Below are 25,448 nucleotides of genomic sequence, written 5' to 3'. Positions count from 1 at the left end.
TTTCCCGTGAGAAAGCAGGAAACCGCCATGACCGACCGCTTCTTCAATGCTCCGCTCTCCGAGGTCGATCCCGAGATCGCACAGGTCCTCGACCGTGAGCTGAAGCGTCAGCAGACCTTCCTCGAGATGATCGCGTCCGAGAACTTCGTGCCCGTGTCGGTGCTCCAGTCGCAGGGCTCGGTGCTGACCAACAAGTACGCCGAGGGCTACCCGGGTCGCCGCTACTACGGCGGCTGCGAAGAGGTCGACGTCGCCGAGGAGCTCGCGATCGCCCGTGCCAAGGAGCTGTTCGGCGCCGAGTTCGCCAACGTCCAGCCGCACTCCGGCGCCACCGCGAACGCCGCCGTGCTGCACGCAATCGCCCGCCCCGGCGACACGCTGCTGGGTCTGTCGCTCGATCAGGGCGGCCACCTCACCCACGGCATGAAGATCAACTTCTCGGGCCGTCTCTACGACATCGTCGCCTACGGCGTGAACCCGGAGACCTCGACGATCGACATGGACGAGGTCCGCCGCCTCGCCATCGAGCACAAGCCGAAGGTCATCATCGCCGGCTGGTCGGCCTACCCGCGCACCCTCGACTTCGCCGCGTTCCGCGCGATCGCCGACGAGGTAGGTGCGCTGCTCTGGGTCGACATGGCGCACTTCGCCGGTCTCGTCGCCGCGGGCCTGCACCCGAACCCTGTGCCGCACGCCCACGTCGTCTCGTCGACGGTGCACAAGACCATCGGCGGCCCTCGTTCTGGCTTCATCCTCACCAACGACGCCGACATCGCCAAGAAGATCAACTCGGCCGTGTTCCCCGGTCAGCAGGGCGGCCCGCTGATGCACGTGATCGCCGCGAAGGCGACCGCGTTCAAGATCGCCGGCACGCCGGAGTTCAAGGAGCGTCAGGAGCGCGTGCTGCGCGGCGCCGCGATCATCGCGGACCGCCTCTCGCAGCAGGACGTGAAGGATGCCGGCATCGCCGTGCGCTCGGGCGGCACAGACGTGCACCTGGTGCTGGTCGACCTGCGTGACGCCGAGATCGACGGCAAGCAGGCGGAGGATCTGCTGCACGACATCCACATCACCGTGAACCGCAACGCGGTGCCGAACGACCCGCGTCCGCCGATGGTCACGTCGGGCCTGCGCATCGGCACCCCGGCGCTCGCGACCCGCGGCTTCGGCGACGCCGAGTTCACCGAGGTGGCCGACGTGATCGCCCTGGCGCTGCAGCCCGGCGCGGACGTCGAGGCCCTGCGCACCCGCGTCGACGCGCTCGCCGCGGCGTTCCCGCTGTACCCCGACCTGCAGCAGTAAGCACCCACGCGTCCCGAATCCCGCCGCGCCGAGTGCACGGGATCTCGGCGAGTGCACGGCTTCTCGACGTGAGGAAGCCGTGCACTCGATGCCAAGCCGTGCACTCGGCGAGCGTCGACAAGGAGAAGACGACATGACTGCGAAAGTCCTGGACGGCAAGGCCGCTGCGGCGGAGATCAAGAGCGAGCTGGCCGAGCGCGTCGCGGCGCTGCGCGAGCGCGGCGTCGTGCCGGGCATCGCCACCGTGCTCGTGGGCGCAGACCCGGCGTCCCAGCTGTACGTCGGCATGAAGCACCGGCAGTCCGAGGCGATCGGCATGAACTCGATCCAGCGCGAGCTGCCGGCGGATGCCACGCAGGAGCAGGTCGAGGCCCTGATCGACGAGCTCAACGCCGACCCGGCCTGCCACGGCTACATCGTGCAGCTGCCGCTGCCGAAGCACCTCGACACCGACGCCATCCTGGAGCGGATCGACCCCGCCAAGGACGCCGACGGCCTGCATCCGACCAACCTCGGACGCCTGGTGCTGAACGTCAACGCGCCGATCCACACCCCGCTGCCCTGCACGCCACGCGGCGTCATCGAGCTGCTGCTGCGCAACGACTACGACCTGAAGGGCAAGCACGTCGTGGTCGTCGGTCGCGGCGTCACGATCGGGCGGCCGATCGGCCTGCTGCTGACCCGTCGCGACATCAACGCGACGGTCACGCAGGTGCACACCGGCACCCCCGACATGTCGCCGTACCTGCGCACGGCCGACGTCATCGTCGCCGGGGCCGGGGTGAAGCACCTGATCAGGGCCGAGGATGTGAAGCCGGGTGCGGCGGTGCTCGACGTCGGCGTCACGCGAGAGGCCGACGTCGAGACCGGCAAGTCCAAGGTCTACGGCGACGTGCATCCGGATGTCGCCGAGGTCGCGGGCTGGCTCTCGCCCAACCCCGGCGGCGTGGGCCCCATGACCGTGGCGCTGCTCATGACGAACGTGGTCGAGGCTGCCGAGAGAGCGGTCACGGCCGGCTGAGCCCCCTCGCCCTGTCATCGACGCCCCGGCGCGCATCGCGCCGGGGCGTCGATGCGTGTGCGAGACGGGGCGGCACCGATAGGCTGACCCCGAATCGCGCCGTTCGCGTCGGGGGGAGCCGTCATGGAGGTCGTCCTTTTCATCGCCCAGCTGCTGGTCGTGCTGGGCTGCATCGTGATGGGCACCCGCTCCAGCGGCGTGGGGCTGGGCCTCTGGGGCGGCGCCGGTGTCGCCATCCTGGTGTTCGGCTTCCGGCTCGTTCCGGGGTCGCCGCCGGTGGACGCGCTGCTCATCGTTCTCGCGGTGGTCGTGGCGGCCTCGATGATGCAGGTCGCCGGCGGCATCGACTGGATGGTCTCGGTCGCGGCGAAGCTCATCGCCCGCAACCCGAAGCAGATCACCCTCGTCGCGCCGCTCGTGTCGTTCCTGTTCTCGGTCGGAGCCGGCACCTCGAACATCCTCTATCCGCTGCTCCCGGTCATCCAGGACCTCTCGTACCGCAACGGCATCCGTCCGTCGCGTCCGCTGTCGCTCTCCGTCGTCGCCACCGGCGTCGCTCTCGCGTGCAGCCCTGTGTCGGCGGCGATGGCGGCGATGGTGACGCTGACCGATGTCGCGCCGTACGACTTCGAACTCATCGACATCCTCAAGGTGACGATCCCCGCGGCCGTCGTCGGCATCGTGCTCTCGTCGCTGGTGGTGAACCGGCTCGGGAAGGAGCTGGCGGACGACCCCGAGGTGCAGGCGAAGATCGCCGCCGGCACCCTCGCACCTCCGAGCGGTGACGCCGCCGAGGTCAAGGCGCAGGTGACCGTGACCAAGGCCGGCCGGAACGCCGCGATCATCTTCCTCACCGGCGTGCTCGTGATCGTCGTCTTCGGTCTGTTCAAGAGCATCCGCCCGGTCGACGCGGACGGCGCGCCGATCGGGATGACGCCGATCATCGAGATCGTGATGCTGCTGGCCGGCACGGTCATCCTGCTGGTGTCCCGGCCGAAGGTCGCCGAGGTGCCTATGGCGACCGTGTTCCGCGCCGGTATGGTCTCGGCGATCGCCCTGTTCGGTCTGGCCTGGCTGACCGACACGTTCCTCACCGCGCATGCCGAGCTGATCGCCGACACGGTCGGCGGGCTCGTCGCCGCTGCGCCCTGGGTCTTCGCGCTCGGCGTGTTCCTGGTCTGTGTGCTCACCACGAGCCAGTCCACGGCGACGCGCACGATCGTGCCGATCGGCCTGTCCGCCGGCATCCCGCTCGGCGTGCTGTCCGGCATGTGGGCCGGCGCGTTCGCCGGCATCTATGTGCTGCCGACGAACGGCTCGCAGATCGCCGCGGCGAACTTCGACACCTCGGGCACGACGAAGCTCGGCACCAAGCTCGTCGACCACTCGTTCTTCCTGCCGTCGCTGATCCTCGCAGTCACGACGATCGCGGCCGGTTCGCTGTTCGGGCTGCTCTGGGGCGGGTGACCGTGGCGGGTCAGCCGCGGTAGAGGTCCCAAGCGCGCCGGCAGGATGCCGCGACGGCGTCGACGTGCACCTGGTCCTCGGTGATCCACTCCGTGCCGGGCCGGTGCAGTTCACCGACCGCCGCGTCACCGAGCAGGTACTCGCGGAGGAACTCGGCCTGCACGGCGTCGAGCTCGAGGCCGGCGGCGCGCGCCTGCGCACCCGCTTCGCGGAAGCGGGCGCCCGCTGCGAGGATCTCCTGGCTGCCGAGATAGGGCTTGTTCAGTGCGACGTCCGCCGGGTCTGCGACCCGGAAGCCCTCCCGGTGCGCCTCGGCCAGCGCGCGCAGCCGCGCGGGATCCATCGTCGGCGGGTCCTCGGTCGTGCGCAGCTCGCCACGGGTGTCACCACGGTTCGACAGCGCGACCACCCGGGGCAGGCGATCCTTCTCGTCGCGGGCGACGTTGACCGCACCCTCGCGCGTGGTCGTGGTGTTCATCGTGTCGTGGAACGACAGCCGGGTGAACCGGCCGCCCTCGGCGAGCCCGCGAGCCAGGAAACGTTCTGTGAGCTCGTCGCGGATGCGCTCGTAGACCCCGAGGCCCCGCTCGGCGACCTCGACGAAGGTGCCGACCAGCCGGTGCAGCTCCGCCTCGGTGCGCGGCACCTCGAGGATGGGGAAGAACGAGAAGGTCACCGGGCGGATCGCGTCGACGCCGGTGAGGTCGACGCGCTGCCACGGACCGGCCTCGGCGGTCCGTGCGATCGCCGCGGACAGGTCGGCGGCGACGTCGGCCGGCTTCGCGCGGTTCGGGTCGCGGACCAGCCGCGGATGCGGGTTGAGCACCGCCACCACCCGCGGGTCCTGCGACGCCCAGCGCCGCACGATCGCGTCGGTCGCGACATCCGTGAAGTCGTACTGCAGCCGCCGGGTGAGAGCCGGGGAGAGGAACTCCGCGATCTCCTCCGGGATCGCCGCCCCCGCGTGCGGGGCGCTGATCAGCACGTCGGCGTCTCGGATCGCCTCGTCGAGCGTGCGGTGCTCACGGTCGGCGTAGACGACGATGTCGTCCTCGGTGAAGGTCCGTCCTGCGGGGATGAGATCCAGACCGCTCATGGCTTCTCCTAGAGCTCGTCGAGCATGCGGCGCTGCTCGGGGGTGAGACCGTCGGCCAGCTCGTGCTCGCCGGCCTTCGTCGCGGGTGAATCGGGCGTTGCCGGCGTGGTCGACCCGGCTGCCTGCTTGCCGGTGATCTTCGCCGAGGTCGCGTCGTAGACGGCGCCGGCCTTCGCGCGCAGCCGGTCGTCGAACCGGTCGTAGATCACCCATCCGATCAGCAGCACGATCGGGGGCACGATCCAGCCCCAGAAGAACCCGCTCACCGACACGCCGCTGAGCAGCACGGTGGCCGCCCAGATGATCAGCTCGACGAGGAAGATGATCGCGTACTGCACGATCTTCTCGCCGAAGCCCGACCGGTCACCGGCCGATTTCGCCGCGGAGGAGCGGAACCACTTCAGCAGAGCCGGCTTGAGCGCGAGTGCGGCGAGCGTGAGGATGACCGCTGCCCAGAGCGCGTTCCATCCGACGTACACCGAGCGCAGCACCAGACCGAGCACGAGCAGTACGGCGACGTTGAACACGTAGAGCGCCGCGAAGCGGACGATGGCGTTGCGCATGCGCCCAGCTTCGCACACCGGAAGCGGACGCGCGCGGGGTCAGACGGCGGCGAGGGCACTCTCGATGCCGGCGATCCTGGCCTGCTCGTCGAAGCGGAACGTCGCCGAGCCCGTGGCATCCGTCACGACGGCGCCGGTGAACGCGTCGTCGGTCCACTGAAGGTTCCACGCGGCGAGCCGCGCGAGGTCCCACACCGACGTGCGCGGGTCGGTCAGTTCAGCGGATGCCAGGATGCGCGGGAGCGCGACGACCGCGTCCGCGACCGTGAGCGGGCCGAGCACCCCGTCGAGCACGAAGACCGCGCGGGTGCCGCCACCGGCATCCGCCGCGAAGTAGGGAGCGCGGCCGGTGAGCTCGCCGGCGGTGCCGCCCACGACATGTGCGGCGTCGATCACCCACGCGTCAATGTCGGCGATGCCGTCCGGGAACGGCGTCTCGCCCTCCGAGAGCGCGGGCAGGCCGTACTGCGAGCCGTAGTCTCGCAGCTTGACAGCCACGCCGTCCGGTGCTCCCATCGGGTGCGCCCACCCCCACAGCACGGACCGCGCCTCGGGCGCGATCGAGGCGATCAGGTGCGCGGTCGCGGTGATCCGGCGCGACGGGTCGGCCGCCGAGGAGAACGTGATGGTTCCCGCATCCAGGTCGGCGTCCCAGCGGTGCTCGCCGAGCGCGTCGACGGCCATGACGAACTGATCCTGGCGGAGGGCGGAGAAGAGCGCCGCCCGTGCGGCGAGCGGGCGGAGGGCATCGAAGGTCATGCACTCAGTGTGCGCCCCGCGCCTATGAATCGCACCCCTGGCACCTTTGAACCGTCCGCGTGCGGACTATGAATGCGACGCGATCGCGCCCTCGGGGCGGCCCATCCGCCACACGCTCGGCACCGCGAGCGCTGACAGTGCGATCACGGCGTACAGGATGCCGGAGGTGACGAGCACCGTTGCAGGGTCGGCCCGCGTGATCAGCCAGCCGTAGACGAGCGTGCCGATCGGCATCACGACGAAGCTGCCGAGCATGTCGTAACTGGACACTCGGGAGAGCTTGTCGCCGGGGACGTTCTCCATCATCGCGACGCTCCAGCCGGTGCTGAAGATCTCGGCGCCGGCGCCCGCGAGGAACGCCGCGATCGCCAGCAGCACCACCGCCGGGTGCACGCCGAGCACGGTGAGCGGGATCGCGAAGACGGCCATCCCGATCATGCCGAGCCGCAGTGGCCGGCGCAGCGGGAAGCGCATCAGCACCAGCGTCATCAGCAGCACGCCGAGACCCTCCGCGCTGACCACCCAGCCCCAGCCGGAGATGCCCAGGCGGTCGTCGTTCTTCGCGATGTACGGGCCGACCACGCCCCAGGCGCCGACGTGGATCGCGTTCATGATCATGAAGGCGAGCACGATGGTCCACAGCCAGGAGCGGCTCCAGAACTCCGTCCACCCGGTGCGCAGATCGGCGAACAGGGAGAACTCGCCCGACCCGGAGGGCGGCGGCAGCTTCACCATCGCGAGGATCGGGATCGCCGCGAACCAGCCGAGCACCTGCACCACCATCGCCCACGCAGGACCCACGGTGGACACCAGCACACCGGCGATCACCGGACCGCCGATCGTCACCGCCGATCGCACGAACGACAGCATCGCGTTCGCCTGCTGCAGGTGAGCCGGCGTGGTCAGCTGCGGGATGAGACCCTGCATGGCGGGCAGTACGAACGCGGTCGACGCGCCGTTGAGCGCGGCCAGCCCGATCATCGCGGGGATGGTCGCGGTGCCGGTGAACAGCAGCACTGCGACCGTGCCTATCGACAGGATGTCGAGCACGTAGCAGGCCTGGATCACGAGGGCCCGCGGAAGACGGTCGGCGACCACGCCGCCGAAGAGCACGAACACGATGTTCGAGATCGTGAACGCGGCGAGCACGAACGACAGGCTCTCGGGGTGATTGTCGATGTCGAGCACCGCGAACGCCAGTGCGATGGACGACATCGAGCCCGTGATCAGCGTGATCGCGCGGGCCAGGAAGAACCAGCGGAAGTTGCGGTCGCCCAGCGCCGCGAGGCCGCGGCTCATCGGGTGGTTCTCAGGAAGCGCATCCGTCGATTCTGGCACGGCGGATGCGAGGATCCCCAGCCGTCAGTACGACGCGCGCTGTGCGGAGTCGGATGCCGGGATGAAGCGCGTCGCAAGGGCCTCGGACGCCCGCGCCAGGAGCGCGACGTCGGCGCCGACCGCGATGAAGTCGGTGCCGTGCGCGATGTACTCCTCGGCCGCGACCGGGTCGAAGGCGTTCACGCCGACCGGCTTGCCGGCCTCCTTCACCGCGGCGAACGCCCTGGCTACCGCCGCGAGCACATCCGGGTGCGTCTGCTCGCCGAGGTGGCCCATCGAGGCAGCCAGGTCGCTGGGCCCGACGAACACGGCATCCACGCCGTCGACGGCCGCGATCTCCGCCGCGGCATCCACGCCGGCGGCGGTCTCGATCTGCACGATCAGGGTGGTGTGCTCCGCGGCGTCCTGCAGGTAGCCGTCGACACGGTTCCAGCGGGCGCTGCGCGCCAGCGCGCTGCCCACACCGCGTACCCCGGCCGGCGGGTACCGCACGGCGCGCACCGCGGCCTGCGCCTCCTCGGCGGAGGACACCATCGGCACGATGAGGTTCTGCGCCCCGAGGTCGAGGATCTGCTTGATCGCGACCGTGCCATTGAACGGCGCGCGGACGATCGGCGTGATCGGGTAGGCGGCGGAGACCTGCAGCTGCACCAGCACCGACTCCAGCGTGTTCGCGGAGTGCTCCATGTCGATGAGCAGCCAGTCCAGACCGGACCCCGCGGCGACCTCCGTCACCAGAGGGGAACCCGAGCAGGCCCACATGCCGACGAGTGCTCGGTCGCTCTCGGCGAGCCGGGCGCGGAAGGTGGGGGCGAGCTGCAGTGCCATGGATGCTCCTCGATCGTCATTGAGGGGATGGGCCGGAAGCGGCACCACACACCTATAGGGTAGAGGCGTCCGCGGGAGCCTGTCAGAGGCTGAGAGGGCCACGTGCCGACCGCTGAACCTGATACGGGTCATGCCGTCGTAGGAAAGGGCACGCAATGCGCACCGCTGTGATCGGCGCGGGGATCATCGGGCTGGCGACCGCCGCCGAGCTGGACCGCCGTGGCCACGATGTCGTCCTCCTCGACCCCGCGCCCGCGAACGGCGCCAGTCGCGCCGCCGCCGGGATGCTGGCGGCCGCCGCCGAGGCTGCCTGGGGGCAGGACGATCTGCTACCGCTGGCGCGCGCCTCCGCCGCGCTGTACCCCGCGTTCGTCGCCACTCTGGAGACGGCCGTCGGGCGCGACGTCGACGTCGGGTACCGCATGAGCGGCACGCTCGCGGTCGGAGCGGATGCCGCGGATCGTGCCGCCCTCTTCGAACTCGGCGAGCTGCAGAGCGCGCACGGTGTGCCGGTGCAGCGCCTGACCGGCAGCGCCGCGCGCGACCTCGAGCCCGCGCTCGGGCCCGCGGTGACCTCTGCCGTGCTCGCGGACGAGGACCACAGCATCGATCCGCGCCGGGTCACGGCCGCGCTGGGCGAACTCCTCGGCGAGCGCCTCCGCGAGGAGCGCGTCTGCCACGTGACCCGTAGGGACGACCGCGTCACCGGCATCCGGCTCACGACGGGGGAGGAGATCGACGCCGACGTCGTGATCGTGACCGCCGGGCTCGGCACCGCCGGCATCGACGGACTGCCCGCGCTGCCGTTGCGGCCGGTGTGGGGAGACATCCTCCGGCTACGCGTGCCCGTGGCTCTGCGTCCGCTGCTCACCCGCACGGTGCGCGCGCAGGTGCGCGGGCGCCCGGTCTATGTCGTCCCGCGCGACGACGGCACCGTCGTGCTCGGCGCCTCCGTGCGCGAGGGCGGTGTGGCAGGCGTGCAGGCCGGCTCGGTGCTCGCCCTGCTGCGCGACGCGGAGACGGTGCTGCCCGGGATCTCCGAGTGCGAGATCGTCGAGATGCTCGCCCGTCCGCGCCCGGCGACACCCGATGCCCTTCCGCTGCTGGGCACCGTCGAGCCGGGACTCGTGATCTCCACCGGCTACGACCGGCACGGTGTGCTGCTCGCGCCGCTCGCCGCGCGCCTCGGCGCCGACCTCGCCGAAGGACTGCCGATCGATCCTGTGACGGCCGCGGCCGTCGACCCCCTGCGCTTCTCGTCGGATGTCCGTACCCGCCGAGCCTTCGCAGACCTCACCCCTCCCGCCGAACTCGCCGGTGCCGGACAGAAAGGGCGATGATGACCGAAACCATCCGAGTGAACGGGGAGGCGATCGACGCGCGCCCCGGCGACACCCTTCTCGACCTCGTCGTGCGCCTCACCGGACACGCCCTGCATGATGACGGCTCGCGCGTCGACGGAGGCCGCCTCGGCGTCGCCGTCGCGGTGGGCGGTGCCGTCGTTCCCCGCAGCCGCTGGTCCGCGCACCAGGTCGCCGCAGGCGACGAGATCGAGATCGTCACCGCCGTCCAGGGCGGCTGAGAAGGAGCATCCGTGAGCACCATCGCACAGACCGTCGCCGACCCGTTCCTCGTCGCGGGGGAGTCGTTCTCCTCCCGGCTGATCATGGGCACCGGCGGCGCGACCAGCCTCGCCCTGCTCGAGGACGCCCTCGTCGCCTCCGGCACCGAACTCACCACCGTCGCGATCCGCCGGTTCTCGCCGGAGGGCCGCGATTCGGTGTTCGCGCTGCTGGACCGCCTCGGCATCCGTGCCCTGCCGAACACGGCGGGGTGTTACACGGCGCGCGATGCCGTGCTCACTGCGCAGCTGGCCAGGGAGGCACTGGAGACCGATTGGGTCAAGCTCGAGGTGATCGCCGACGAGGAGACCCTGCTGCCGGACCCGATCGAGCTGTTCCGCGCCACCGAGCACCTCGTGGCGGACGGCTTCCACGTGTTCGCCTACACGAACGACGACCCCGCGCTGGCCCGCAGGCTGGAAGACGCCGGTGCGGCCGCTGTGATGCCCGCCGGATCGCCGATCGGCAGCGGTCTGGGCATCCTCAACCCGCACAACATCGAGACGATCGTGCAGCGGGCGTCGGTGCCGGTCGTGCTCGACGCCGGCGTCGGCACCGCATCGGATGCCGCGCTCGCGATGGAACTCGGGGTGGATGCGGTCCTGCTGGCCAGCGCTGTCACCCGCGCCCACGATCCGGCGGTCATGGCGCGGGCGATGCGGGGCGCGGTGGAGGCGGGCAGGCTCGCGCGGGGCGCGGGACGGATTCCCCGGCGGCCGCTCGCCCGGGCATCCTCGGCGACCGACGGACTGATCGCCGCCCGTCCCTCGGAGGCCGACCTGTGAGCATCCCTCCGCTGGTCGACCCAGGGCCGCCGTTGCCGGCGGGCCGCGCCGCGCGCTTCGCACGGCACCTCACCCTGCCCGGCATCGGTGCGGAGGGACAGCGGCGCCTGGCCGCGGCGCGCGTGCTCGTGATCGGCGCCGGCGGCCTGGGCGCGCCGATCGTCCAGTACCTCGTCGCCGCCGGCATCGGCCTGATCACCGTCATCGACGACGACCGGGTCGAGCGCAGCAACCTGCAGCGCCAGGTACTGCACGGAGAGGCGGACCTCGGCCGGCCGAAGGCGGAGTCTGTGCGGGATGCCGTCGCTCGGCTCGATCCCGGCGTCCATGTGACCGCACACGTGGAACGGCTGCATCCGGCAGGCGCCGTCGAGCTGTTTGAGGCGCATGACCTGGTGCTGGACGGCAGCGACAACTTCGCCACCCGGTATCTTGTGAACGACGCAGCGGAGCTGAGCGGCACCCCGGTCGTGTGGGGCGGCATCCACCGGTTCAGCGGGCAGCTCAGCGTGTTCCTGCCGGGGCGCGGTCCGATGCTGCGCGACCTCTTCCCCGAGGTGCCGGACGCCGACGCCATCGAGTCCTGCGCGGTGGGTGGCGTACTCGGGGCGCTGTGCGGCGTGGTCGGATCGGCGATGGCCGTCGAGGCGCTGAAGCTGCTCTGCGGCGTCGGCGAGCCGCTCGTCGGGCGGCTGGCCCGCTACGACGCGCTCGCCGCCAGGTGGGACGAGCTGCGCTTCGCCGCCGACCCCGACCGGCCCGCGGTCATGAGCCTCGAGGAGATCGCCGTGCTGTGCGAGGTGCCGAGGGGGCGGCCGGACGACATCTCCGCCGATGAGGTCGCCGCGCGGCTGGGCGGATCGGGGCTGACGGTCATCGACGTGCGGACGGACGGGGAGCGCGCGGCATCCGAGATCCCCGGCTCCGCGCATGTGCCGCTGGACGACATCCTGGATCGCGGCTGGGTGGCCGTGTCCGGGGCGCTTCACGAGGCCGGCGGGGACATCGTGCTGGTGTGCCAAGCCGGGCTGCGCTCCGCGTGCGCGATCGATGCGCTCGCCGCGTCGGCGCCGGCGGATGCCGCACTGCGCAACCTGGCCGGCGGCATGGATGCCTGGGCAGCGGCGAGCCAGGGGCGGTGACGGCCCGACAGATGGCGGACGTTTCTGCGGATGGCGGACGTCTGGCCGGCGTGTCTGCCGCCCGGTGCGGATTCGTCCGCCGGGTGCAAGGGGGAGGGTAGACCCGGCGGTCAGCCCCGCTCGCTGAGGAACGCGCCGATGAGCGCGGCGGCGCGATCGGCACCGCCCTCCGCCCGCATCCGCTCGCCGAGGGCCGTGGCGGCCTCGCGGAAGCCGGGATCGTCCAGGGCGGTGCGCACGGCGACCCGCAGCTCGTCGGCCGGCACCGGGCGACCGGAGAGGTTCTCGCGGAGCACGAGCGCCGCGCCCTGTTCGGCGAACGCCTGTCCGATGAGGAACTGCTCCACCTGCTGCGGCACGACCACCAGCGGCACCCCTGCCGCGATGCCCTCGAGCGCGCTGTTCATGCCGCCGTGGGTCACGAACACGCCGGTGCGGGCGAGGAGATCGGTCTGCGGCACCCGGGGCATGGCCAGCATGTTCGCGGGCAGCGGGGTCTCGAGCTCGCTGCGCCCCGTGGCCAGGACCACCCGCACCGGGAGCTCGCCGAACGCTGCCGCGCAGGTCTCGAAGAACTCCTCACCCGCGGCATGCAGAGTGCCCAGCGAGACGAGCACCACGGGTTCGGTGCCGTCGATGAAGGTGCGCAGCACGTCGTCCAGGGCGGCGGGTGTGCCGGCCTCCGCCGTCGGCCCGACGAAGACGCAGGTGTCGTCCAGCCGATCGTCCGGTCCCTGCAGATCGCGCGGCACGGGGAAGAGCGTCAGGTCGCCGCGCAGCGGCAGCATCGGCGTCGGCGGCACCAGGTCCTTGCCGAACATCCGCACGACCTCGCGGCGCCCGCTCACCGCGGCGGGCAGCGAGCGCATGGTCGGCCAGGTCTCGGCCATCGACTCGCGAAGTGAGAGCGCCTTGATGGCACCGGTTCCGATGAGGATCGTCGTCATGAACGACACCGTCGGCAGATCGGCGAGACGCGCGCCGATGCGCCCCCACAGTGCGTTCGAGTCGTGCAGGATCGCGCTCGCGGACACCCTCCTCGCCTCTTCGGCGACGAAGGGCGCGAAGGTCTCGGTCGCCTTCAGCACCCGCACGATCACGGCGACGCTGCTGCCGCTCTGCGTGGCCTCGGCGATGTCCGCCGACTCGAGCACACCCGGCGGATAGGGCACGAAGTCGGCGCCCGTCGCGCTGATCCGCTCGGCGAACTCCTCTGTGCCCGCAGCCACCACCTTCGTCCCGGATGCCGCGAGCCGCGACAGTACGGGCAGCAGCGGGTTCACATGACCGGAGGCGGGCATCGTGGCGACGAAGAGCACGGACATGGATCCGACGCTACGCCCCTCGCGCGCCGTTCACACGAAGCGGCAGGCGATCGTGCCCATCTCCCGGTAGTCGCAGAGCACCTCGTCGCCGCGCTGCACCCACATCGGGCGGGTGAACGACCCCGCCAGGATGATCTCGCCCGCCTCGAGCCGCGCCCCGTGCTGGTGGAACTTGTTCGCGAGCCACGCCACGCCCGTCGCCGGATGCCCGAGCACGCCGGCGGCCACGCCGGTCTCCTCGATCTCGCCGTTGCGGCTGAGCACGCCGGGCACCCAGCGCAGGTCGATCTCGTCGGGCCGCATGCGCACGTCGCCGAGCACCATCGCGCCGTAGGCCGCGTTGTCGCTGATCGTGTCGACGATCGTGCGCCCCTCCAGCTCGATGTGCGAGTTCAGCACCTCGAGCGCGGGCACTGCGTAGTCGATCGCCGCGAGGGCGTCGTCGAGCGTGCAGTCGGGGCCCTGCAGCGGCGCCTTCAGCACGAAGGCGAGCTCTACCTCGATGCGCACGTTCGTGAAGTCGTCGAACGGGATTTCGGACCCCGAGGCGTACACGGTGTCGTCGAACATCACGCCGTAGTCGGGCTCGGTGATGCCGGTCGCCTGCTGCATGGCCTTCGAGGTCAGCCCGATCTTACGACCGACGAGGCGCCGCCCGGCGGCGAGCTGACGGTCACGCCAGACGCCCTGGATCGCGTACGAGTCCTCGATCGTGGCATCCGGATACCGCGCGGTGATCCGCGGGATCAGCGCGCGGGTGCGCTCGGCCTCGGCGAGCTCCTCGGCGATGGCGGCGATGGTCTCGGCGGGGAGGGTCACAGCTGGTGCCCGAGCTTTCCCTCGCGCTCATCCGCGCGGGTGTAACTGAACCCGTCGGCGCCGATCGTGACGGCCATCTCGCTGCTGTCGGTGCGGGAGTGCACCGGCTGCGGGTTGCCGTCAAGGTCGAGCACCAGCGAGGCGTCGGTGTACCAGGACGGCACGACGGGGTTGCCCCACCAGTCGCGGCGCTGGTTGTCGTGCACGTCCCAGGTGATCACGGGGTTGTCCGGGTCGCCGGTGTAGTAGTCCTGCGTGTAGACCTCGACGCGGTGGCCGTCCGGGTCGCGCAGGTACAGGTAGAAGGCGTTGCTGACGCCGTGACGGCCGGGGCCGCGCTCGATCGCGTCGGAGCGGCGCAGCGCGCCGAGCTTGTCGCAGATGGCGAGGATGTTGTGCTTCTCGTGCGTCGCGAAGCACACGTGGTGCATGCGAGGACCGTCGCCGCCGGTCATGGCGGTGTCGTGCACGGTGGGCTTGCGGCGCATCCACGCGGCGTACACCGTGCCCTCCTCGTCCTGGATGTCCTCGGTGACGCGGAAGCCCAGGTCCTGCATGAACTTCACGGCACGGGGGACGTCGGGGGTGACCTGGTTGAAGTGGTCCAGGCGCACGAGCTCGCCGGGGGAGTGCAGGTCGTAGCGCCAGGACATGCGCTCCTGGTGCTCGGTCTGGTGGAAGAACTCGTACGGGAAGCCGAGCGGGTCGACCACGCGCACCGAGTCGCCGATCCCCTTGACGAATCCGTCCGGGTTGCGGCGCACGTCACAGCCAAGCTCGGTGTAGAACTCGACCGCGCGGTCGAGGTCCTCGGAGGTCCGCACGCGGTATGAGAAGGCGGCGACGGCAGCGATCGGACCTTTGCGCAGCACGAGGTTGTGGTGGATGAACTCCTCGGTGGAACGCAGGTAGATCGCCTCGTCGTCCTCGCTGGTCACGTACAGGCCGAGGATGTCGACGTAGAACTGGCGCGACGCGGCGAGGTCGGTCACCACCAGCTCCATGTACGCGCAGCGCAGCACGTCCGGCGGCGTGCTCGCCGGGGTCGGCGTCGGGTTGTCGGTCCGGATCGGCGCCTCCTGGCTCACGTAGAAGCCGGAGGAGGTGAGGGTCATGTCTTCACGGTTGGTCATGTCAGCGTCCTTGCTCGTTGTCGCGAGAGCCCGAGTCAGCGGGGGTCGGGGTCGTCCAGATCGGGTGCGGCCGGCGGCGCCTGCTTGCCGAATGTGGGGTTGTGCGGTGCGCCCAGCGTGATGTGCACGCTCTGCTGGTCGGTGTAGAAGTCGATCGACCGGTAGCCGCCCTCGTGGCCGAGACCGGAGGCCTTCACGCCGCCGAACGGGGTGCGGAGGTCGCGCACGTTGTTCGAGTTCAGCCACACCATGCCCGCCTCGACGGACTGCGCGAAGTTGTGCGCCCGCTTGAGGTCGTTGGTCCAGATGTAGGCGGCGAGGCCGTACTTCGTGTTGTTCGCGAGGGCGAGCGCCTCGTCCTCGGTGTCGAACGGCGTGATGGCGACGACGGGTCCGAAGATCTCCTCCTGGAAGATACGCGCATCGGGGGAGACGTCGGCGAACACGGTCGGAGCCACGTAGTTGCCGGTGGGGAAGCCCTCCGGGCGACCGCCGCCCGCGACGAGGCGTCCTTCGGTCTTGCCGAGCTCGACGTAGCTCATCACCTTGTCGTAGTGCTCGGGGTGCACCAGCGCGCCGACCTCGGTGGCCGGGTCGTGCGGGTGGCCGACCTTCACGCGCTTCGCCTGCGCGGCGTACTTCTCGACGAACTCGTCGTACACCTCGCGCTGGACCAGGATGCGGGAGCCGGCGGTGCAGCGCTCGCCGTTGAGCGAGAAGACACCGAAGATGCAGGCGTCGATGGCGATGTCGAGGTCGGCGTCGGCGAAGACGACGGCCGGGCTCTTGCCGCCGAGCTCCATCGACAGCCCCTTGAGGAACGGCGCCGCGTTGCCGAAGATCAGCTGCCCGGTGCTGCTCTCGCCGGTGAACGAGATGAGCGGCACGTCGGGGTGCTTGACCAGTGCGTCACCGGCATCCTCGCCCAGTCCGTTGACCAGGTTGAACACGCCCTTGGGGAGGCCGGCCTCCTCGAAGATGCCTGCCCACAGCGAGGCCGACAGGGGCGTGAACTCCGCGGGCTTGAGCACCACGGTGTTGCCGGTGGCCAGCGCGGGGCCGAGCTTCCACGACTCGAGCATGAACGGGGTGTTCCAGGGCGTGATCAGACCCGCGACGCCGATCGGCTTGCGGTTGACGTAGTTCATCTGCTTGCCGGGAACCTTGAACGCGTCATCGGCCTGGGCGACGATCAGGTCGGCGAAGAAGCGGAAGTTCTCGGCGGCGCGACGAGCCTGGCCGAGTGCCTGCGTGATCGGCAGACCGGAGTCGAACGACTCCAGCTCGGCCAGGCGCGCGTCGCGCGACTCGACGATGTCGGCGATGCGGTGCAGCACCCGGGAGCGCTCGCGCGGCAGCATCCGCGGCCACGGCCCTTCGGTGAACGCGCGGCGGGCGGCGGCGACGGCACGCTCGATGTCGGCCTTCTTGCCGGCGGCCGCGTGCACGTAGGTCTCGTTGGTGACGGGGTTGAGCACCTCGAAGGTGTCGCCGTCGATCGAATCGACGAACTCGCCGTCGATGTAGTGCTGGATCTTCGCCGGCAGGTCGGCCGGGACGAACACGTCGGTCATCATCATCCTTCGGGGTCAGGCGGTCTTCGGATGCCGGGCATCGAGGAATGCGTCCATCGTGCGCCAGCGGTGATTGCGCGCGGCCAGCTCGATCTCGAGCGGGTCCGCGCCGGTGCGGATCAGGTGCAGGATCTCCACGTGCTCTTCGACGGAGTGCCGGGCGCGGCCCGGCACGAACGCGAACGTCGTGTCGCGGATGCCGGAGAGCCGCGACCATCCGCGGTGCACGAGATCGAGCAGGTGCGGGTTGGGGCAGGGTTCGTAGAGCACGGAGTGGAAGTCGCGGTTCAGCGCGGTGAACGCGTGTGCGTCGAAGTGGTCGAGCAGATGCCGCATCCGGTTGTTGATCTCGTCGGCGCGTTCCAGATCGTCCTCGAGCAGCAGCGGCGCGGACAGCGCGGTCGCGGAGCCCTCCACCAGGCCGAGCGTCTGCATGGTGTGCACGTACTCGCTCTCGTCCACCAGCGTGACGCGGGCGCCCACGTTGCGTTCGAAGGTCACCAGCCCCTCGGCCTCGAGCCGTCGGATCGCCTCGCGCACGGGCACGACGCTCATGCCGAGCTCGTCGGCGATCGCGCCGAGCACCAGCCTGTAGCCGGGGCCGAACGCGTGGTTCGCGATGCGCTCGCGGATCCAGGCGTAGGCGGCCTCGGACTTGCTGGTGGGCGGGGCGGGGATGCTCATGACTGGGTCCCTGAGTTCGTCGAAGGGTCCCGCTGGTCGTACTTCGCGCGCCACTCGGTGTTCATCGGGAACAGCCCGTCGACCGGATGCCCCGCAGCGACCTGCTCGGCGATCCAGGCGTCCTCGTCCTCCTGCGCGAGAGCCGCGTCGGCGACCTCCTCGGCGAGGTGAGCGGGGATGACGATCACGCCGTCGCCGTCACCGACGATGATGTCGCCGGGCTGCACGGTCGCGCCGCCGCACGCGATCGTCACGTCGACGTCCCACGGCACGTGCCGGCGGCCGAGCACCGAGGGGTGCGCGCCCTGCGAGAAGACCGGCAGGCCGATGTCGGTGACCGCGTCGAAGTCGCGCACGCCGCCGTCGGTGACGACGCCGGCGGCGCCGAGCGTCTTCGCGCGCAGCGCGAGGATGTCACCGAGTGTGCCCGTTCCGGACTCTCCGCGTGCCTCGATGACGACGACCTCGCCGGGGCGGATGGCGTCGAAGCAGCGCTTCTGCGCGTTGTAGCCGCCGCCGTGGCTCTTGAACAGATCCTCACGGGCGGGCACGAAGCGCAACGTCTTGGCGGTGCCGACGATCTTCGTGCCGGGGAGGTTCGCGGTCACGCCGTCGATGAAGCAGGAGTGCAGCCCGCGCTTGCGCAGCTGGCTGGACAGGCCCGCGGTGGGGGCGAGGTCGAGCTTGGCGCGGAGCTCGGGGGAGAGTCCCGGTTCCGTCACCGGAGGCAGCCCGGCCTCCTCACGAGACCCCCAGGCCTCGGTGCGCTGCAGATCGTCGACGGCGGGCAGTGAGCCGAGCGACTCGTCGAAGGGGGCGTCGCCCTCGGTCACGGTGGTCACGAGCCGGCCGGTCGAGAGCCCGGAATCCGGAGCATCCACCTCGATCTCGACGACGTCGCCCGGCACGATCACCGACGAACCCGCTGGAGTGCCGGTGAGGATGACGTCGCCCGGCTGCAGCGTGAAGTGCTGCGAGAGGTCGGCGACCAGCTGGGCGAGCGGGAAGATCATGCCGGCAGAGGTGTCGTCCTGGCGCAGCTCGCCGTTAACCCAGGCGCGCACGCGCAGCGCCTCCGGGTCGACGGCTCGGGCGTCGAGGTACTCGGGGCCGAGCGGCGCGTAGCCGTCGCCGCCCTTGGAGCGCACGTTCGAGCCCTTGTCGTTCGCGCGCAGGTCGTAGAGGCCGAGGTCGTTCGAAGCGGTGACCCACCCGACGTGCGACCAGGCGTCCGCGAGCGAGACCCGGCGGGCGGCGGTGCCGATGACCAGGGCGATCTCGCCCTCGAAGGCGAGCAGCTCGGTGCCGGCGGGGCGCTCGACGGTGCCGCCCGAGGCGCCGACCGAGGAGGTCGGCTTGAAGAAGTAGGAGGGTGCGGCGGGGCGCCGGCCGCGCTGATCGGCGCGGGATGCATAGCTCAGGTGGATCGCGATGATCTTTCCCGGGTGGGGGATCTGCTGGCTCACGGGCGCCTCCTTGCGGGCCTTGTGCGTCGTATTCGAAATCGTATATCATCCTGATACCCGGCGGCAAGCATCGAATTCCGACAGCCGCGACAAGGACGTCACCCTCGAAGGAGAGACAATGAGCGGCTCAGAGCAGGACGGGTTCACCCCGACCGGCACCATCGCATCACAGGCGGACAGGCGACGCGTCGTCTTCGCCACCGTCGTCGGCACCACTGTCGAGTGGTACGACTTCTTCATCTACGCCACCGCCGTCGGCCTGGTCTTCGGCCAGCTGTTCTTCGCCCCTCTCGGTGCGAACAGCGCGCTGATCGCCTTCGCGACCGTCGGCGTGAGCTTCCTGTTCCGGCCGCTCGGTGCCTTCCTCGCCGGGCACTTCGGCGACAAGCTCGGACGCAAGACCGTGCTGATGTGGACGCTCATCCTCATGGGGACGGCGACCGCGCTGATCGGTCTGCTGCCCACGTACGAGGCGATCGGCATCGCCGCTCCGATCCTGCTCGTGCTGCTGCGCATCATCCAGGGCATCTCGGCCGGAGGCGAATGGGGCGGGGCTGTGCTGATGGCCGTCGAGCACGCGCCGCGCACCAAGCGCGGCATCTTCGGGGCCTCGCCCCAGATCGGTGTCCCGCTCGGTCTGCTCCTCGCCTCCGGTGTGATGGCGCTGATGACCGCGATCGCCCCCGGCGATCAGTTCGTGGCCTGGGGATGGCGCATCCCGTTCCTGCTCAGTGTCGTGCTCATCCTGGTCGGCTACTACGTCCGGCGCCGCGTGGAGGAGAGCCCTGTCTTCGCCGAACTCGCCGAGCGCAAGGAGAAGGCGAAGATGCCGATCGTCCAGCTGTTCCGCAAGCACCTGCTGCTCGTGATCATCGCCGCGCTGGTCTTCGCCGGAAACAACGCGGTGGGCTACATGACCACCGGCGGCTACATCCAGGGCTACGCGACCAACCCCGAGGGACCGATCGGCCTCGAGCGCGGGCCGGTGCTCTGGGCGGTGACCGGATCCGCGGTGACCTGGCTGCTCACCACGCTGCTGGCGGGCTGGGTCTCGGACCGCATCGGCCGGCGAAACACCTACATCATCGGCTGGATCCTGCAGCTGGTAGGTGTCTTCACGCTCTTCCCGCTGGTGAACACGGGGCAGATCTGGCTGCTGTTCGCCGGACTCGCAATCCTCACCATCGGCCTGGGCTTCACGTACGGTCCGCAGGCAGCGCTCTACACCGAGCTCTTCCCGGCGAGCATCCGGTTCTCCGGCGTCTCGATCTCGTACGCGATCGGTGCGATCGCGGGCGGCGCGTTCGCGCCGACCATCGCCACGGCGATCGTGGACGCGACCGGTTCGACGCAGGCCGTCACCTGGTACCTGGCCGGCATGACACTGATCGGCCTGATCGCGACCCTGCTGCTGCGCGACCGCAGCGGCATCCCGCTCGGCCCGGACAGCGAGGAGGAGCAGTCGGTCAGCCCGATCTACGGCATGTCGGAGGCCTGACCTCGGCACACCTTCTCGCACTGCTCGCGCTGTGAGTCGCCCAGCGGGTCACAGCGTGAGCAGTGCGAGACGATCGGCAGAATCCCGGATGCTTCCTGTAGGGGGCTCCGGGATTCCGCATGTCGGCGCGACGCGAGGGACGTCGTCAGTCCGCGACGCCGCGCCGCTCCTCGAGCAGCGCCGCCACGCCCGCGAGGATGCGTCGCACGCCGAACAGCAGGGCGTCGTCGCGGGAGCCCTCCCGGCCGGCCTCGGCGAAGGCGGCGGTCGCGTGCGGAAACCTCGCGGTGTGAGCGGCGAGGACGGGGCCGAGCTGCGATGCCAGATCCTCCTCGGGGGAGGACGATCCCGCCTGCTGGCGCACCAGTGAGAGCGCGTGGCCCGAGAGCAGCGCCAGGAGGTCGAGTCGTTCACCTGCCGTCAGCGACAGCCCGTCGGTGGCCTCCAGCCCGCGCTCGTACCATGTGAGCTCCTGCGGGCCGGGCACGTGCGGCCTCTGGGCCAGTTCGACCGTCCATGGGCGCTCGAGCGCCCGTGAGTACAGCGCGCGGGACCAGTCGGTGAGTGCGTGCTCCCAGGGCGCCCCTGAAGTCGACGGAGGCGCTCCCAACGCACGGTCGAGGATCACCGCATCCAGGTCGGCGCGACCGGGGACATAGCGGTACAGCGCCATCTTCGTCGTTCCGAGGCTCTGGGCGACGCGCTGCATCGTGACGGCGTGCAGTCCCTCCGCGTCGGCGATCGCGGATGCGGCCTCGGCTATGCCGTCGAGGGTGTGCTTCGGCTTCGGCCCCCGGCGTGCTGGCGCCGGGGCGCCCCACAGCACGCCTGTTCCGGCGGAGTCGTCCTGATCGGCCATCCGCCCTCCTCGGGAAAGTTATTGCGTCCAGCGTACGCGATTAGTTATTGTATCCATGGGACGCAATTAACTCATCCTCACCAAGGAGCACCTCACGACTGTGAAGAAGATCCTCATCTCCGGCGCGAGCATCGCCGGTCCCGCACTCGCCCGCTGGCTCGGCCGCAGCGGCTTCGACGTGACCGTCGTCGAGAAGGCACCCGCCCTGCGGCCCGGCGGTCAGGCCGTCGACTTCAAGGGCCGCACCCATCTCGACCTCCTCGCGCGCATGGGGATCCTCGACGACGTGCGCGCGAACCAGACCGCGAAGACCGACTGGCGCATGGTGGACGCCGACGACCGTGTGCTGGCCGTGGTGCCGGGGGAGTTCATCGGCGGCGACCTGGAGATCCTGCGGGGCGACCTCGCGGGCATCCTGCACCGGCATTCCGACGGCGACGCGGACTACGTCTTCGGCGATGAGATCACGGCGATGTCCGAGACGACGGACGGGGTCGAGGTCGAGTTCGCGAGACGCGCCGCCGAGCGCTTCGATCTCGTGCTCGGAGCCGACGGGGTGCACTCCGCCGTGCGGCGCCTGGCGTTCGGACCCGAGCAGGAATTCGTAGAGTCCTCCGGATACCACTACGCGGTCGCGAGCGGAGAGGTGTCGCTGGATGGACTCGAGACCGAGCTTCCCGGCGGGCGCTCCGTCGCCTACGGGTGCAACACCCCGGACAGGCTGGTACTCCTCGGCGGGCAGAAGGCTCCGGCGCTGTTCGTGTTTCGCGGTGACGCCGGCGGCTACGACCGCCATGACGTCGAGTCCCAGCGGGCCTTCCTCGCATCCGCATTCGCGGACGGGGCGTGGCGCGTGTCGGCGGCGCTCGAGGCCGCGAGCACGGCGTCCGACTTCTACCTCGACGCACTCACCCGTACCCGCATGTCGACGTTCACGCGCGGTCGCTTCGCTCTCGTCGGCGACGCCGGATACGCGAACACCCTCGGTGGCTTCGGCACCGGTCTCGCCCTTGTGGGGGCCTACGTGCTCGCGGGAGAACTGATCGCCGCCGGCGGCGACCACGACGTCGCCTTCGCCGCCTACGACCGGCGGATGCGCAAGCCGACGAAGGTCGCTCGCACCGGGAACGCCGGGCCGTTCCTCGCGCCGCCCTCAGCGCGTCGCATCCGGATGCGGGACCGGATGTTCTCGAATCGCCTGATGTACCGCACGATGCTCTGGATGACCGAGACCTTCGCCACGGACGACAGCATCCCCGAGTACGGGCTGACCTGAGTCGGTGCCGCGCCCGACCGGGGCGCGGCACCTGGATCAGGCCTGCGGGTTGTCGATCACCTTGACGAGGTCGCGGCCGCGCAGCGTGTAGATCGCCTCGTCCTCGTCGATGTTCAGGTGCGGCCCGCTGTACCAGCCGCCGTTGATCTCCGGCACGACCACGGTCGTGGCGAACGCTCGCCGGTCGATGCGGAACAGGGTCGTGTCCGAGACCGCGTAGACCGCGCCGCGGGCGGCCTTCATCGCAGAGAACCCGGGGCAGATGCTGCGGAGGTCGGCGGTGTGCACGATGCGACGTGTCGGCCGGTCGACAACGATCAGCGTCCCGCGCAGAGTCAGCGCGAACAGGTGCCTGCCGTGCGTCTCGAGCGAGGCGATACCGTTCGGTGTCCCGGTCTCGAGGCGCCACAGTTCGGTGCGGTTCACCGGATCCCAGGCCACGATGGTGCCGCGCGGTCCGGTCTTCTGCGCGTTGTCCCCGCCGAGGTAGGCGATGCCGTCTGCGGCGGCCACGGCACGGACCAGCTGGATGTCGTCGATCGGGTTCACCGTGCAGGTGCTCGCGCCGGTCTCCGGGTCGAACGTCCAGATCGACCCGCCGCCCTCGGTGTCGGCCTGAGCCGCGACCAGGAGCAGCCCGTGCGCGGCATCCCACTCGGTGTCCAGCGGGCGGTTCTGCGTGCTGGGGAAGGAGGCGACGCGCGTGATGGGGGCGCCGGAGCGGGGGTCGTAGCGCCAGATGCCCTGGCCGCTGTACTGGCCGGTGTAGAGCACGCCGCCGATGACCTCGGCGTCCTTCGCCTCGCCGGGCAGCAGCAGGTTGACGACCTCGCCGGTGGCGAGGTCGTGGCGGGCGATGCCGCCGTTGCCGCCGACGTAGGCGAAGCCGCCGCCCGCGGCCACGCCCATGCAGGTCTGCGCGCTGACCGGCGCGCCGGCCGCGCTCAGGTCGATCGTCTGCACGGTCGCGCCCGCCGTCGTGACCTCGCCGAGGAAGCCGTAGCCGGAGGCTGCGACGAGATTCCCGCCGCGCGCGTCGAGACCCCAGATCTCGCCGAGATCGAGCAGGCCGAGGTCGAGCTGTCTCAGGTCGGCGGTCTGCGGGTTCCAGGCGAGGATGCCCGCCTCGTTGGCGCAGTGGATGGTGTCGCCGACGACGGTGAAGTTCTTCGCCGTCTTGCCGATCGAGGTGATGATCGCGCGCACCGAGTGGTCGGTGAGCGAGAGCGTGGCGAGCTTGCTCGGTTCTGCGGCGCCGGCGGTTGACACGACGAGTTCGCCGTGCAGCACGGCGAGTTCGCGGATGCTCGGGTCCGGCAGCATCCCGGTCGGGGTGATGTCGGTGAATCCGCCCTGCGCGCGGTCGTAGGCGTAGAGCGAGGCGCGAGAGGTGGATCCGCCGCCACCGAGGGTGCTTCCGGCTCCGAAGTAGGCGTGCGAGTCGGTGGCGGCGACGGCGCGGGCCAGCGTGGCCGTGGCGTCGGGGGTTCCGAGATCGGTGACCGCACCGGTCGCCGGGCTCCACTGCCACAGCGCCGGCGCGGTGCCGCTGCCGCCGCCGACGGCGAACAGCATGCCGTCCGGCGCCACCGCGAGGTCGCGCACGTCGCGGTCGCCGATGGTGCCGATCGGCGACGCGGGCAGCTGCGGCGCGGACAGGTCCCAGCGATACAGATTCGCCTGGGGGCCGCCGCTCTTCTGCAGCACGCCGATGTAGAGGGCGTTGCGTTGGGGGTCGACGGCGAGGGCCTGGATCGCGTACCCCGTCGCCAGCGTGGTCTGGTGCGCCACCTTGCCGGTGGTCAGGTCGATCCCGACCACCCCGGCCGGCTCGAGGTTGCGCGAGCCGACGTAGTACACGTCGCCGACGAGGACTCCGCTCATCAGCGAGTACTGCACGATGCCGGGTCCGAGGGACGTGATGACCGGGCCGGCACCGGGACGGGAACCGGCGGCGTGAGCCTGTGACGGCAGCGCGATCTGGGCGAGCGCGAACAGCCCGGCGGCCGCGCCGGAGGCGAGCAGGGTGCGGCGGGAGAGCTGTGCGGAAGCGGGGGCGGGGGAAGACATCGTTCTCCTTCGAACGGGTGGGAGCCGTGCGAAGAGAGTCTGCTGAGCGGTGCGAATCAGGTCAAGGAAAGGCGCCGAAAGGCAACAGAACCTAACAACCGGGCAGTGGTCGGCGCCGGATCAGCCGCCGAGGGCGTCGCGGATGGTCGCGGCGGAGCGCTGCAGGCGCGCGGCGATCTCGGCGTCGTCGAAGCGGGATGCCACATGCACGACGGCCAGCGCGGCGGGCCGCTTGCCGCGCAGCACGAGCGGCACCGCGACCGACTGCACCGTGGGGATGACCTCGTCGTGGCTGGTCGCGTAGCCGCACTCGCGAGCTGCGTCGACCTGGGCACGCAGCGCCGCATCGGCCTCCGGCCACTGGGCATCCGGCAGCTGCGTGAGGATCGCCTTGCCGGGGGCGCCGGCGGTGACCGGATGCCGGGTTCCGGGGCGCTGCGCGACGTTGGCGACGGCGTGCCGGGGTTCGACGCTGGTCAGGGTGATGCACTCGTCGCCGTCCAGCACCGCCAGGAATGCGGTCTGGCCGAGCTCGTTGGCGACCGCGGTGAGCTCCGGGAGAGCCTCGGCCTGGAGGTCGTGCGCGACTCCGGCGGCGAGGGCCGCCATCCGCGGCCCGAGCGCGACCAGTCCGGCGGCATCCCGCGACACGAGTCCGTGGTCCTCGAGCGTGCGCAACAGGCGGTAGGCGATCGAGCGGTGCACCTCGAGCCGGCCGGCGACGTCGTCGATCGACAGCGCGCCCGGCCCGTCGGCGAGGATCTCCAGGATCCGGATGCCGCGGCTGAGGGTCTGTGAGGCGGGGCTGGCCAAGGTGGCTC

Annotated in this window: 23 protein-coding genes and 1 riboswitch; of the genes, 9 read left to right on the top strand and 14 right to left on the bottom strand. The window is 70.6% G+C overall.

The features are described from left to right. Positions 1-27: 27 nt before the first annotated feature. From glyA to GON06_RS07905, 3 genes are all read left to right on the top strand, one after another. Complete coding sequence (gene glyA, locus GON06_RS07915; RefSeq protein ID WP_157311713.1) at positions 28-1,302, top strand: serine hydroxymethyltransferase; 1,275 nt, start codon at positions 28-30, stop codon at positions 1,300-1,302. Positions 1,303-1,435: 133 nt separating this feature from the next. Next, the gene (locus tag GON06_RS07910; RefSeq protein ID WP_157311712.1) at positions 1,436-2,323 is read left to right on the top strand and encodes a bifunctional methylenetetrahydrofolate dehydrogenase/methenyltetrahydrofolate cyclohydrolase; all 888 of its coding nucleotides are present in this window, start codon (positions 1,436-1,438) and stop codon (positions 2,321-2,323) included. 123 nt (positions 2,324-2,446) lie between these two features. Further along, positions 2,447-3,790, top strand: coding sequence for an anaerobic C4-dicarboxylate transporter (locus GON06_RS07905; RefSeq protein WP_157311711.1), 1,344 nt, complete (start codon positions 2,447-2,449; stop codon positions 3,788-3,790). 10 nt (positions 3,791-3,800) lie between these two features. On the opposite strand, the gene GON06_RS07900 is transcribed toward GON06_RS07905, so the two are convergent. The 5 genes from GON06_RS07900 to GON06_RS07880 form a co-directional block, all read right to left on the bottom strand. Next, positions 3,801-4,886 (bottom strand): N-formylglutamate amidohydrolase, encoded by a 1,086-nt coding sequence (locus tag GON06_RS07900; protein ID WP_157311710.1) that lies wholly within the window; start codon positions 4,884-4,886, stop codon positions 3,801-3,803. An 8-nt stretch (positions 4,887-4,894) separates the two neighbouring features. Then, positions 4,895-5,449 (bottom strand): hypothetical protein, encoded by a 555-nt coding sequence (locus GON06_RS07895; protein ID WP_157311709.1) that lies wholly within the window; start codon positions 5,447-5,449, stop codon positions 4,895-4,897. Between the two features lie 39 nt (positions 5,450-5,488). Continuing rightward, positions 5,489-6,208: a DUF6882 domain-containing protein gene (locus GON06_RS07890; RefSeq protein WP_157311708.1), complete on the bottom strand. Its 720-nt coding sequence runs from the start codon at positions 6,206-6,208 to the stop codon at positions 5,489-5,491. 66 nt (positions 6,209-6,274) lie between these two features. Beyond that, complete coding sequence (locus tag GON06_RS07885; protein ID WP_157311707.1) at positions 6,275-7,507, bottom strand: MFS transporter; 1,233 nt, start codon at positions 7,505-7,507, stop codon at positions 6,275-6,277. A gap of 63 nt (positions 7,508-7,570) precedes the next feature. Further along, positions 7,571-8,374: an HpcH/HpaI aldolase family protein gene (locus GON06_RS07880; RefSeq protein WP_157311706.1), complete on the bottom strand. Its 804-nt coding sequence runs from the start codon at positions 8,372-8,374 to the stop codon at positions 7,571-7,573. Positions 8,375-8,435: 61 nt separating this feature from the next. Beyond that, a riboswitch (TPP riboswitch) is annotated at positions 8,436-8,537 on the top strand. On the opposite strand from GON06_RS07880, the gene thiO reads away from it, so the two are divergent. The 4 genes from thiO to GON06_RS07860 all read left to right on the top strand — a co-directional run bounded on the left by thiO (position 8,530) and on the right by GON06_RS07860 (position 11,923). Then, positions 8,530-9,714: a glycine oxidase ThiO gene (gene thiO / locus GON06_RS07875; RefSeq protein ID WP_157311705.1), complete on the top strand. Its 1,185-nt coding sequence runs from the start codon at positions 8,530-8,532 to the stop codon at positions 9,712-9,714. Its footprint overlaps the riboswitch before it by 8 nt. Then, positions 9,714-9,956, top strand: a complete 243-nt coding sequence (thiS, locus tag GON06_RS07870; RefSeq protein WP_378737043.1) for a sulfur carrier protein ThiS — start codon at positions 9,714-9,716, stop codon at positions 9,954-9,956. The genes thiO and thiS overlap by 1 nt, the downstream gene beginning before the upstream one ends. Before the next feature lie 21 nt (positions 9,957-9,977). Then, entirely contained in the window at positions 9,978-10,781 is an 804-nt protein-coding gene (locus GON06_RS07865; RefSeq protein ID WP_332837280.1) for a thiazole synthase, read from the top strand. Next, positions 10,778-11,923, top strand: a complete 1,146-nt coding sequence (locus GON06_RS07860) for a ThiF family adenylyltransferase (RefSeq protein ID WP_332837272.1) — start codon at positions 10,778-10,780, stop codon at positions 11,921-11,923. Before GON06_RS07865 ends, GON06_RS07860 begins: the two co-directional genes overlap by 4 nt. A 110-nt stretch (positions 11,924-12,033) precedes the next feature. Here the strand turns inward: GON06_RS07860 and GON06_RS07855 are convergent, their stop codons facing one another. Genes GON06_RS07855 through GON06_RS07830 form a run of 6 tightly spaced genes read right to left on the bottom strand, consistent with a single transcriptional unit; the run spans position 12,034 to position 18,924 of the window. After that, positions 12,034-13,248: a nucleotide disphospho-sugar-binding domain-containing protein gene (locus tag GON06_RS07855; RefSeq protein ID WP_157311703.1), complete on the bottom strand. Its 1,215-nt coding sequence runs from the start codon at positions 13,246-13,248 to the stop codon at positions 12,034-12,036. A gap of 30 nt (positions 13,249-13,278) precedes the next feature. Further along, entirely contained in the window at positions 13,279-14,067 is a 789-nt protein-coding gene (locus tag GON06_RS07850; protein WP_332837271.1) for a fumarylacetoacetate hydrolase family protein, read from the bottom strand. Continuing rightward, positions 14,064-15,200, bottom strand: a complete 1,137-nt coding sequence (hpaD, locus tag GON06_RS07845) for a 3,4-dihydroxyphenylacetate 2,3-dioxygenase (RefSeq protein ID WP_157311702.1) — start codon at positions 15,198-15,200, stop codon at positions 14,064-14,066. Before hpaD ends, GON06_RS07850 begins: the two co-directional genes overlap by 4 nt. A gap of 35 nt (positions 15,201-15,235) precedes the next feature. Further along, on the bottom strand, positions 15,236-16,774 hold the full coding sequence (hpaE, locus tag GON06_RS07840) for a 5-carboxymethyl-2-hydroxymuconate semialdehyde dehydrogenase (protein ID WP_198346645.1): 1,539 nt from the start codon (positions 16,772-16,774) through the stop codon (positions 15,236-15,238). Positions 16,775-16,789: 15 nt separating this feature from the next. Further along, a complete protein-coding gene (locus GON06_RS07835; RefSeq protein WP_157311700.1) occupies positions 16,790-17,458 on the bottom strand; it encodes a GntR family transcriptional regulator in 669 nt (222 codons plus the stop codon). Further along, positions 17,455-18,924, bottom strand: coding sequence for a fumarylacetoacetate hydrolase family protein (locus GON06_RS07830; RefSeq protein ID WP_332837270.1), 1,470 nt, complete (start codon positions 18,922-18,924; stop codon positions 17,455-17,457). The genes GON06_RS07835 and GON06_RS07830 overlap by 4 nt, the downstream gene beginning before the upstream one ends. A gap of 118 nt (positions 18,925-19,042) precedes the next feature. Here GON06_RS07830 and GON06_RS07825 point away from each other — a divergent pair, with 118 nt between their 5' ends. After that, positions 19,043-20,422, top strand: coding sequence for an MFS transporter (locus GON06_RS07825; protein ID WP_157311699.1), 1,380 nt, complete (start codon positions 19,043-19,045; stop codon positions 20,420-20,422). Between the two features lie 145 nt (positions 20,423-20,567). Here the strand turns inward: GON06_RS07825 and GON06_RS07820 are convergent, their stop codons facing one another. Next, entirely contained in the window at positions 20,568-21,281 is a 714-nt protein-coding gene (locus tag GON06_RS07820) for a TetR/AcrR family transcriptional regulator (protein ID WP_157311698.1), read from the bottom strand. Between the two features lie 100 nt (positions 21,282-21,381). On the opposite strand from GON06_RS07820, the gene GON06_RS07815 reads away from it, so the two are divergent. Then, on the top strand, positions 21,382-22,557 hold the full coding sequence (locus GON06_RS07815; RefSeq protein WP_198346644.1) for an FAD-dependent monooxygenase: 1,176 nt from the start codon (positions 21,382-21,384) through the stop codon (positions 22,555-22,557). A gap of 36 nt (positions 22,558-22,593) precedes the next feature. On the opposite strand, the gene GON06_RS07810 is transcribed toward GON06_RS07815, so the two are convergent. Both GON06_RS07810 and GON06_RS07805 read right to left on the bottom strand, forming a co-directional pair. Beyond that, positions 22,594-24,627: an outer membrane protein assembly factor BamB family protein gene (locus GON06_RS07810; protein ID WP_157311697.1), complete on the bottom strand. Its 2,034-nt coding sequence runs from the start codon at positions 24,625-24,627 to the stop codon at positions 22,594-22,596. A gap of 120 nt (positions 24,628-24,747) precedes the next feature. Then, positions 24,748-25,440, bottom strand: a complete 693-nt coding sequence (locus tag GON06_RS07805) for an IclR family transcriptional regulator (RefSeq protein ID WP_232528289.1) — start codon at positions 25,438-25,440, stop codon at positions 24,748-24,750. Positions 25,441-25,448: the final 8 nt, after the last annotated feature.

Origin of the sequence: Microbacterium sp. MAH-37 (assembly GCF_009758255.1) — a bacterium.
Taxonomy (GTDB): Bacteria; Actinomycetota; Actinomycetes; order Actinomycetales; family Microbacteriaceae; genus Microbacterium.
Note: the sequence above shows the minus strand (reverse complement) of the source record. Positions and strands in the feature narration are given on the sequence as shown.

Bases quoted from the DNA above. Each gene is read 5' to 3' on its own strand.
- GON06_RS07835 (WP_157311700.1), bottom strand. From the start codon at position 17,458: ATGAGCATCCCCGCCCCGCCCACCAGCAAGTCCGAGGCCGCCTACGCC.
- hpaE (WP_198346645.1), bottom strand. From the start codon at position 16,774: ATGACCGACGTGTTCGTCCCGGCCGACCTGCCGGCGAAGATCCAGCAC.
- GON06_RS07895 (WP_157311709.1), bottom strand. From the start codon at position 5,449: ATGCGCAACGCCATCGTCCGCTTCGCGGCGCTCTACGTGTTCAACGTC.
- GON06_RS07825 (WP_157311699.1), top strand. From the start codon at position 19,043: ATGAGCGGCTCAGAGCAGGACGGGTTCACCCCGACCGGCACCATCGCA.
- GON06_RS07855 (WP_157311703.1), bottom strand. From the start codon at position 13,248: ATGTCCGTGCTCTTCGTCGCCACGATGCCCGCCTCCGGTCATGTGAAC.
- thiO (WP_157311705.1), top strand. From the start codon at position 8,530: ATGCGCACCGCTGTGATCGGCGCGGGGATCATCGGGCTGGCGACCGCC.
- hpaD (WP_157311702.1), bottom strand. From the start codon at position 15,200: ATGACCAACCGTGAAGACATGACCCTCACCTCCTCCGGCTTCTACGTG.
- GON06_RS07880 (WP_157311706.1), bottom strand. From the start codon at position 8,374: ATGGCACTGCAGCTCGCCCCCACCTTCCGCGCCCGGCTCGCCGAGAGC.
- GON06_RS07905 (WP_157311711.1), top strand. From the start codon at position 2,447: ATGGAGGTCGTCCTTTTCATCGCCCAGCTGCTGGTCGTGCTGGGCTGC.
- GON06_RS07885 (WP_157311707.1), bottom strand. From the start codon at position 7,507: ATGAGCCGCGGCCTCGCGGCGCTGGGCGACCGCAACTTCCGCTGGTTC.
- GON06_RS07890 (WP_157311708.1), bottom strand. From the start codon at position 6,208: ATGACCTTCGATGCCCTCCGCCCGCTCGCCGCACGGGCGGCGCTCTTC.
- glyA (WP_157311713.1), top strand. From the start codon at position 28: ATGACCGACCGCTTCTTCAATGCTCCGCTCTCCGAGGTCGATCCCGAG.
- GON06_RS07910 (WP_157311712.1), top strand. From the start codon at position 1,436: ATGACTGCGAAAGTCCTGGACGGCAAGGCCGCTGCGGCGGAGATCAAG.
- thiS (WP_378737043.1), top strand. From the start codon at position 9,714: ATGACCGAAACCATCCGAGTGAACGGGGAGGCGATCGACGCGCGCCCC.
- GON06_RS07810 (WP_157311697.1), bottom strand. From the start codon at position 24,627: ATGTCTTCCCCCGCCCCCGCTTCCGCACAGCTCTCCCGCCGCACCCTG.
- GON06_RS07820 (WP_157311698.1), bottom strand. From the start codon at position 21,281: ATGGCCGATCAGGACGACTCCGCCGGAACAGGCGTGCTGTGGGGCGCC.
- GON06_RS07900 (WP_157311710.1), bottom strand. From the start codon at position 4,886: ATGAGCGGTCTGGATCTCATCCCCGCAGGACGGACCTTCACCGAGGAC.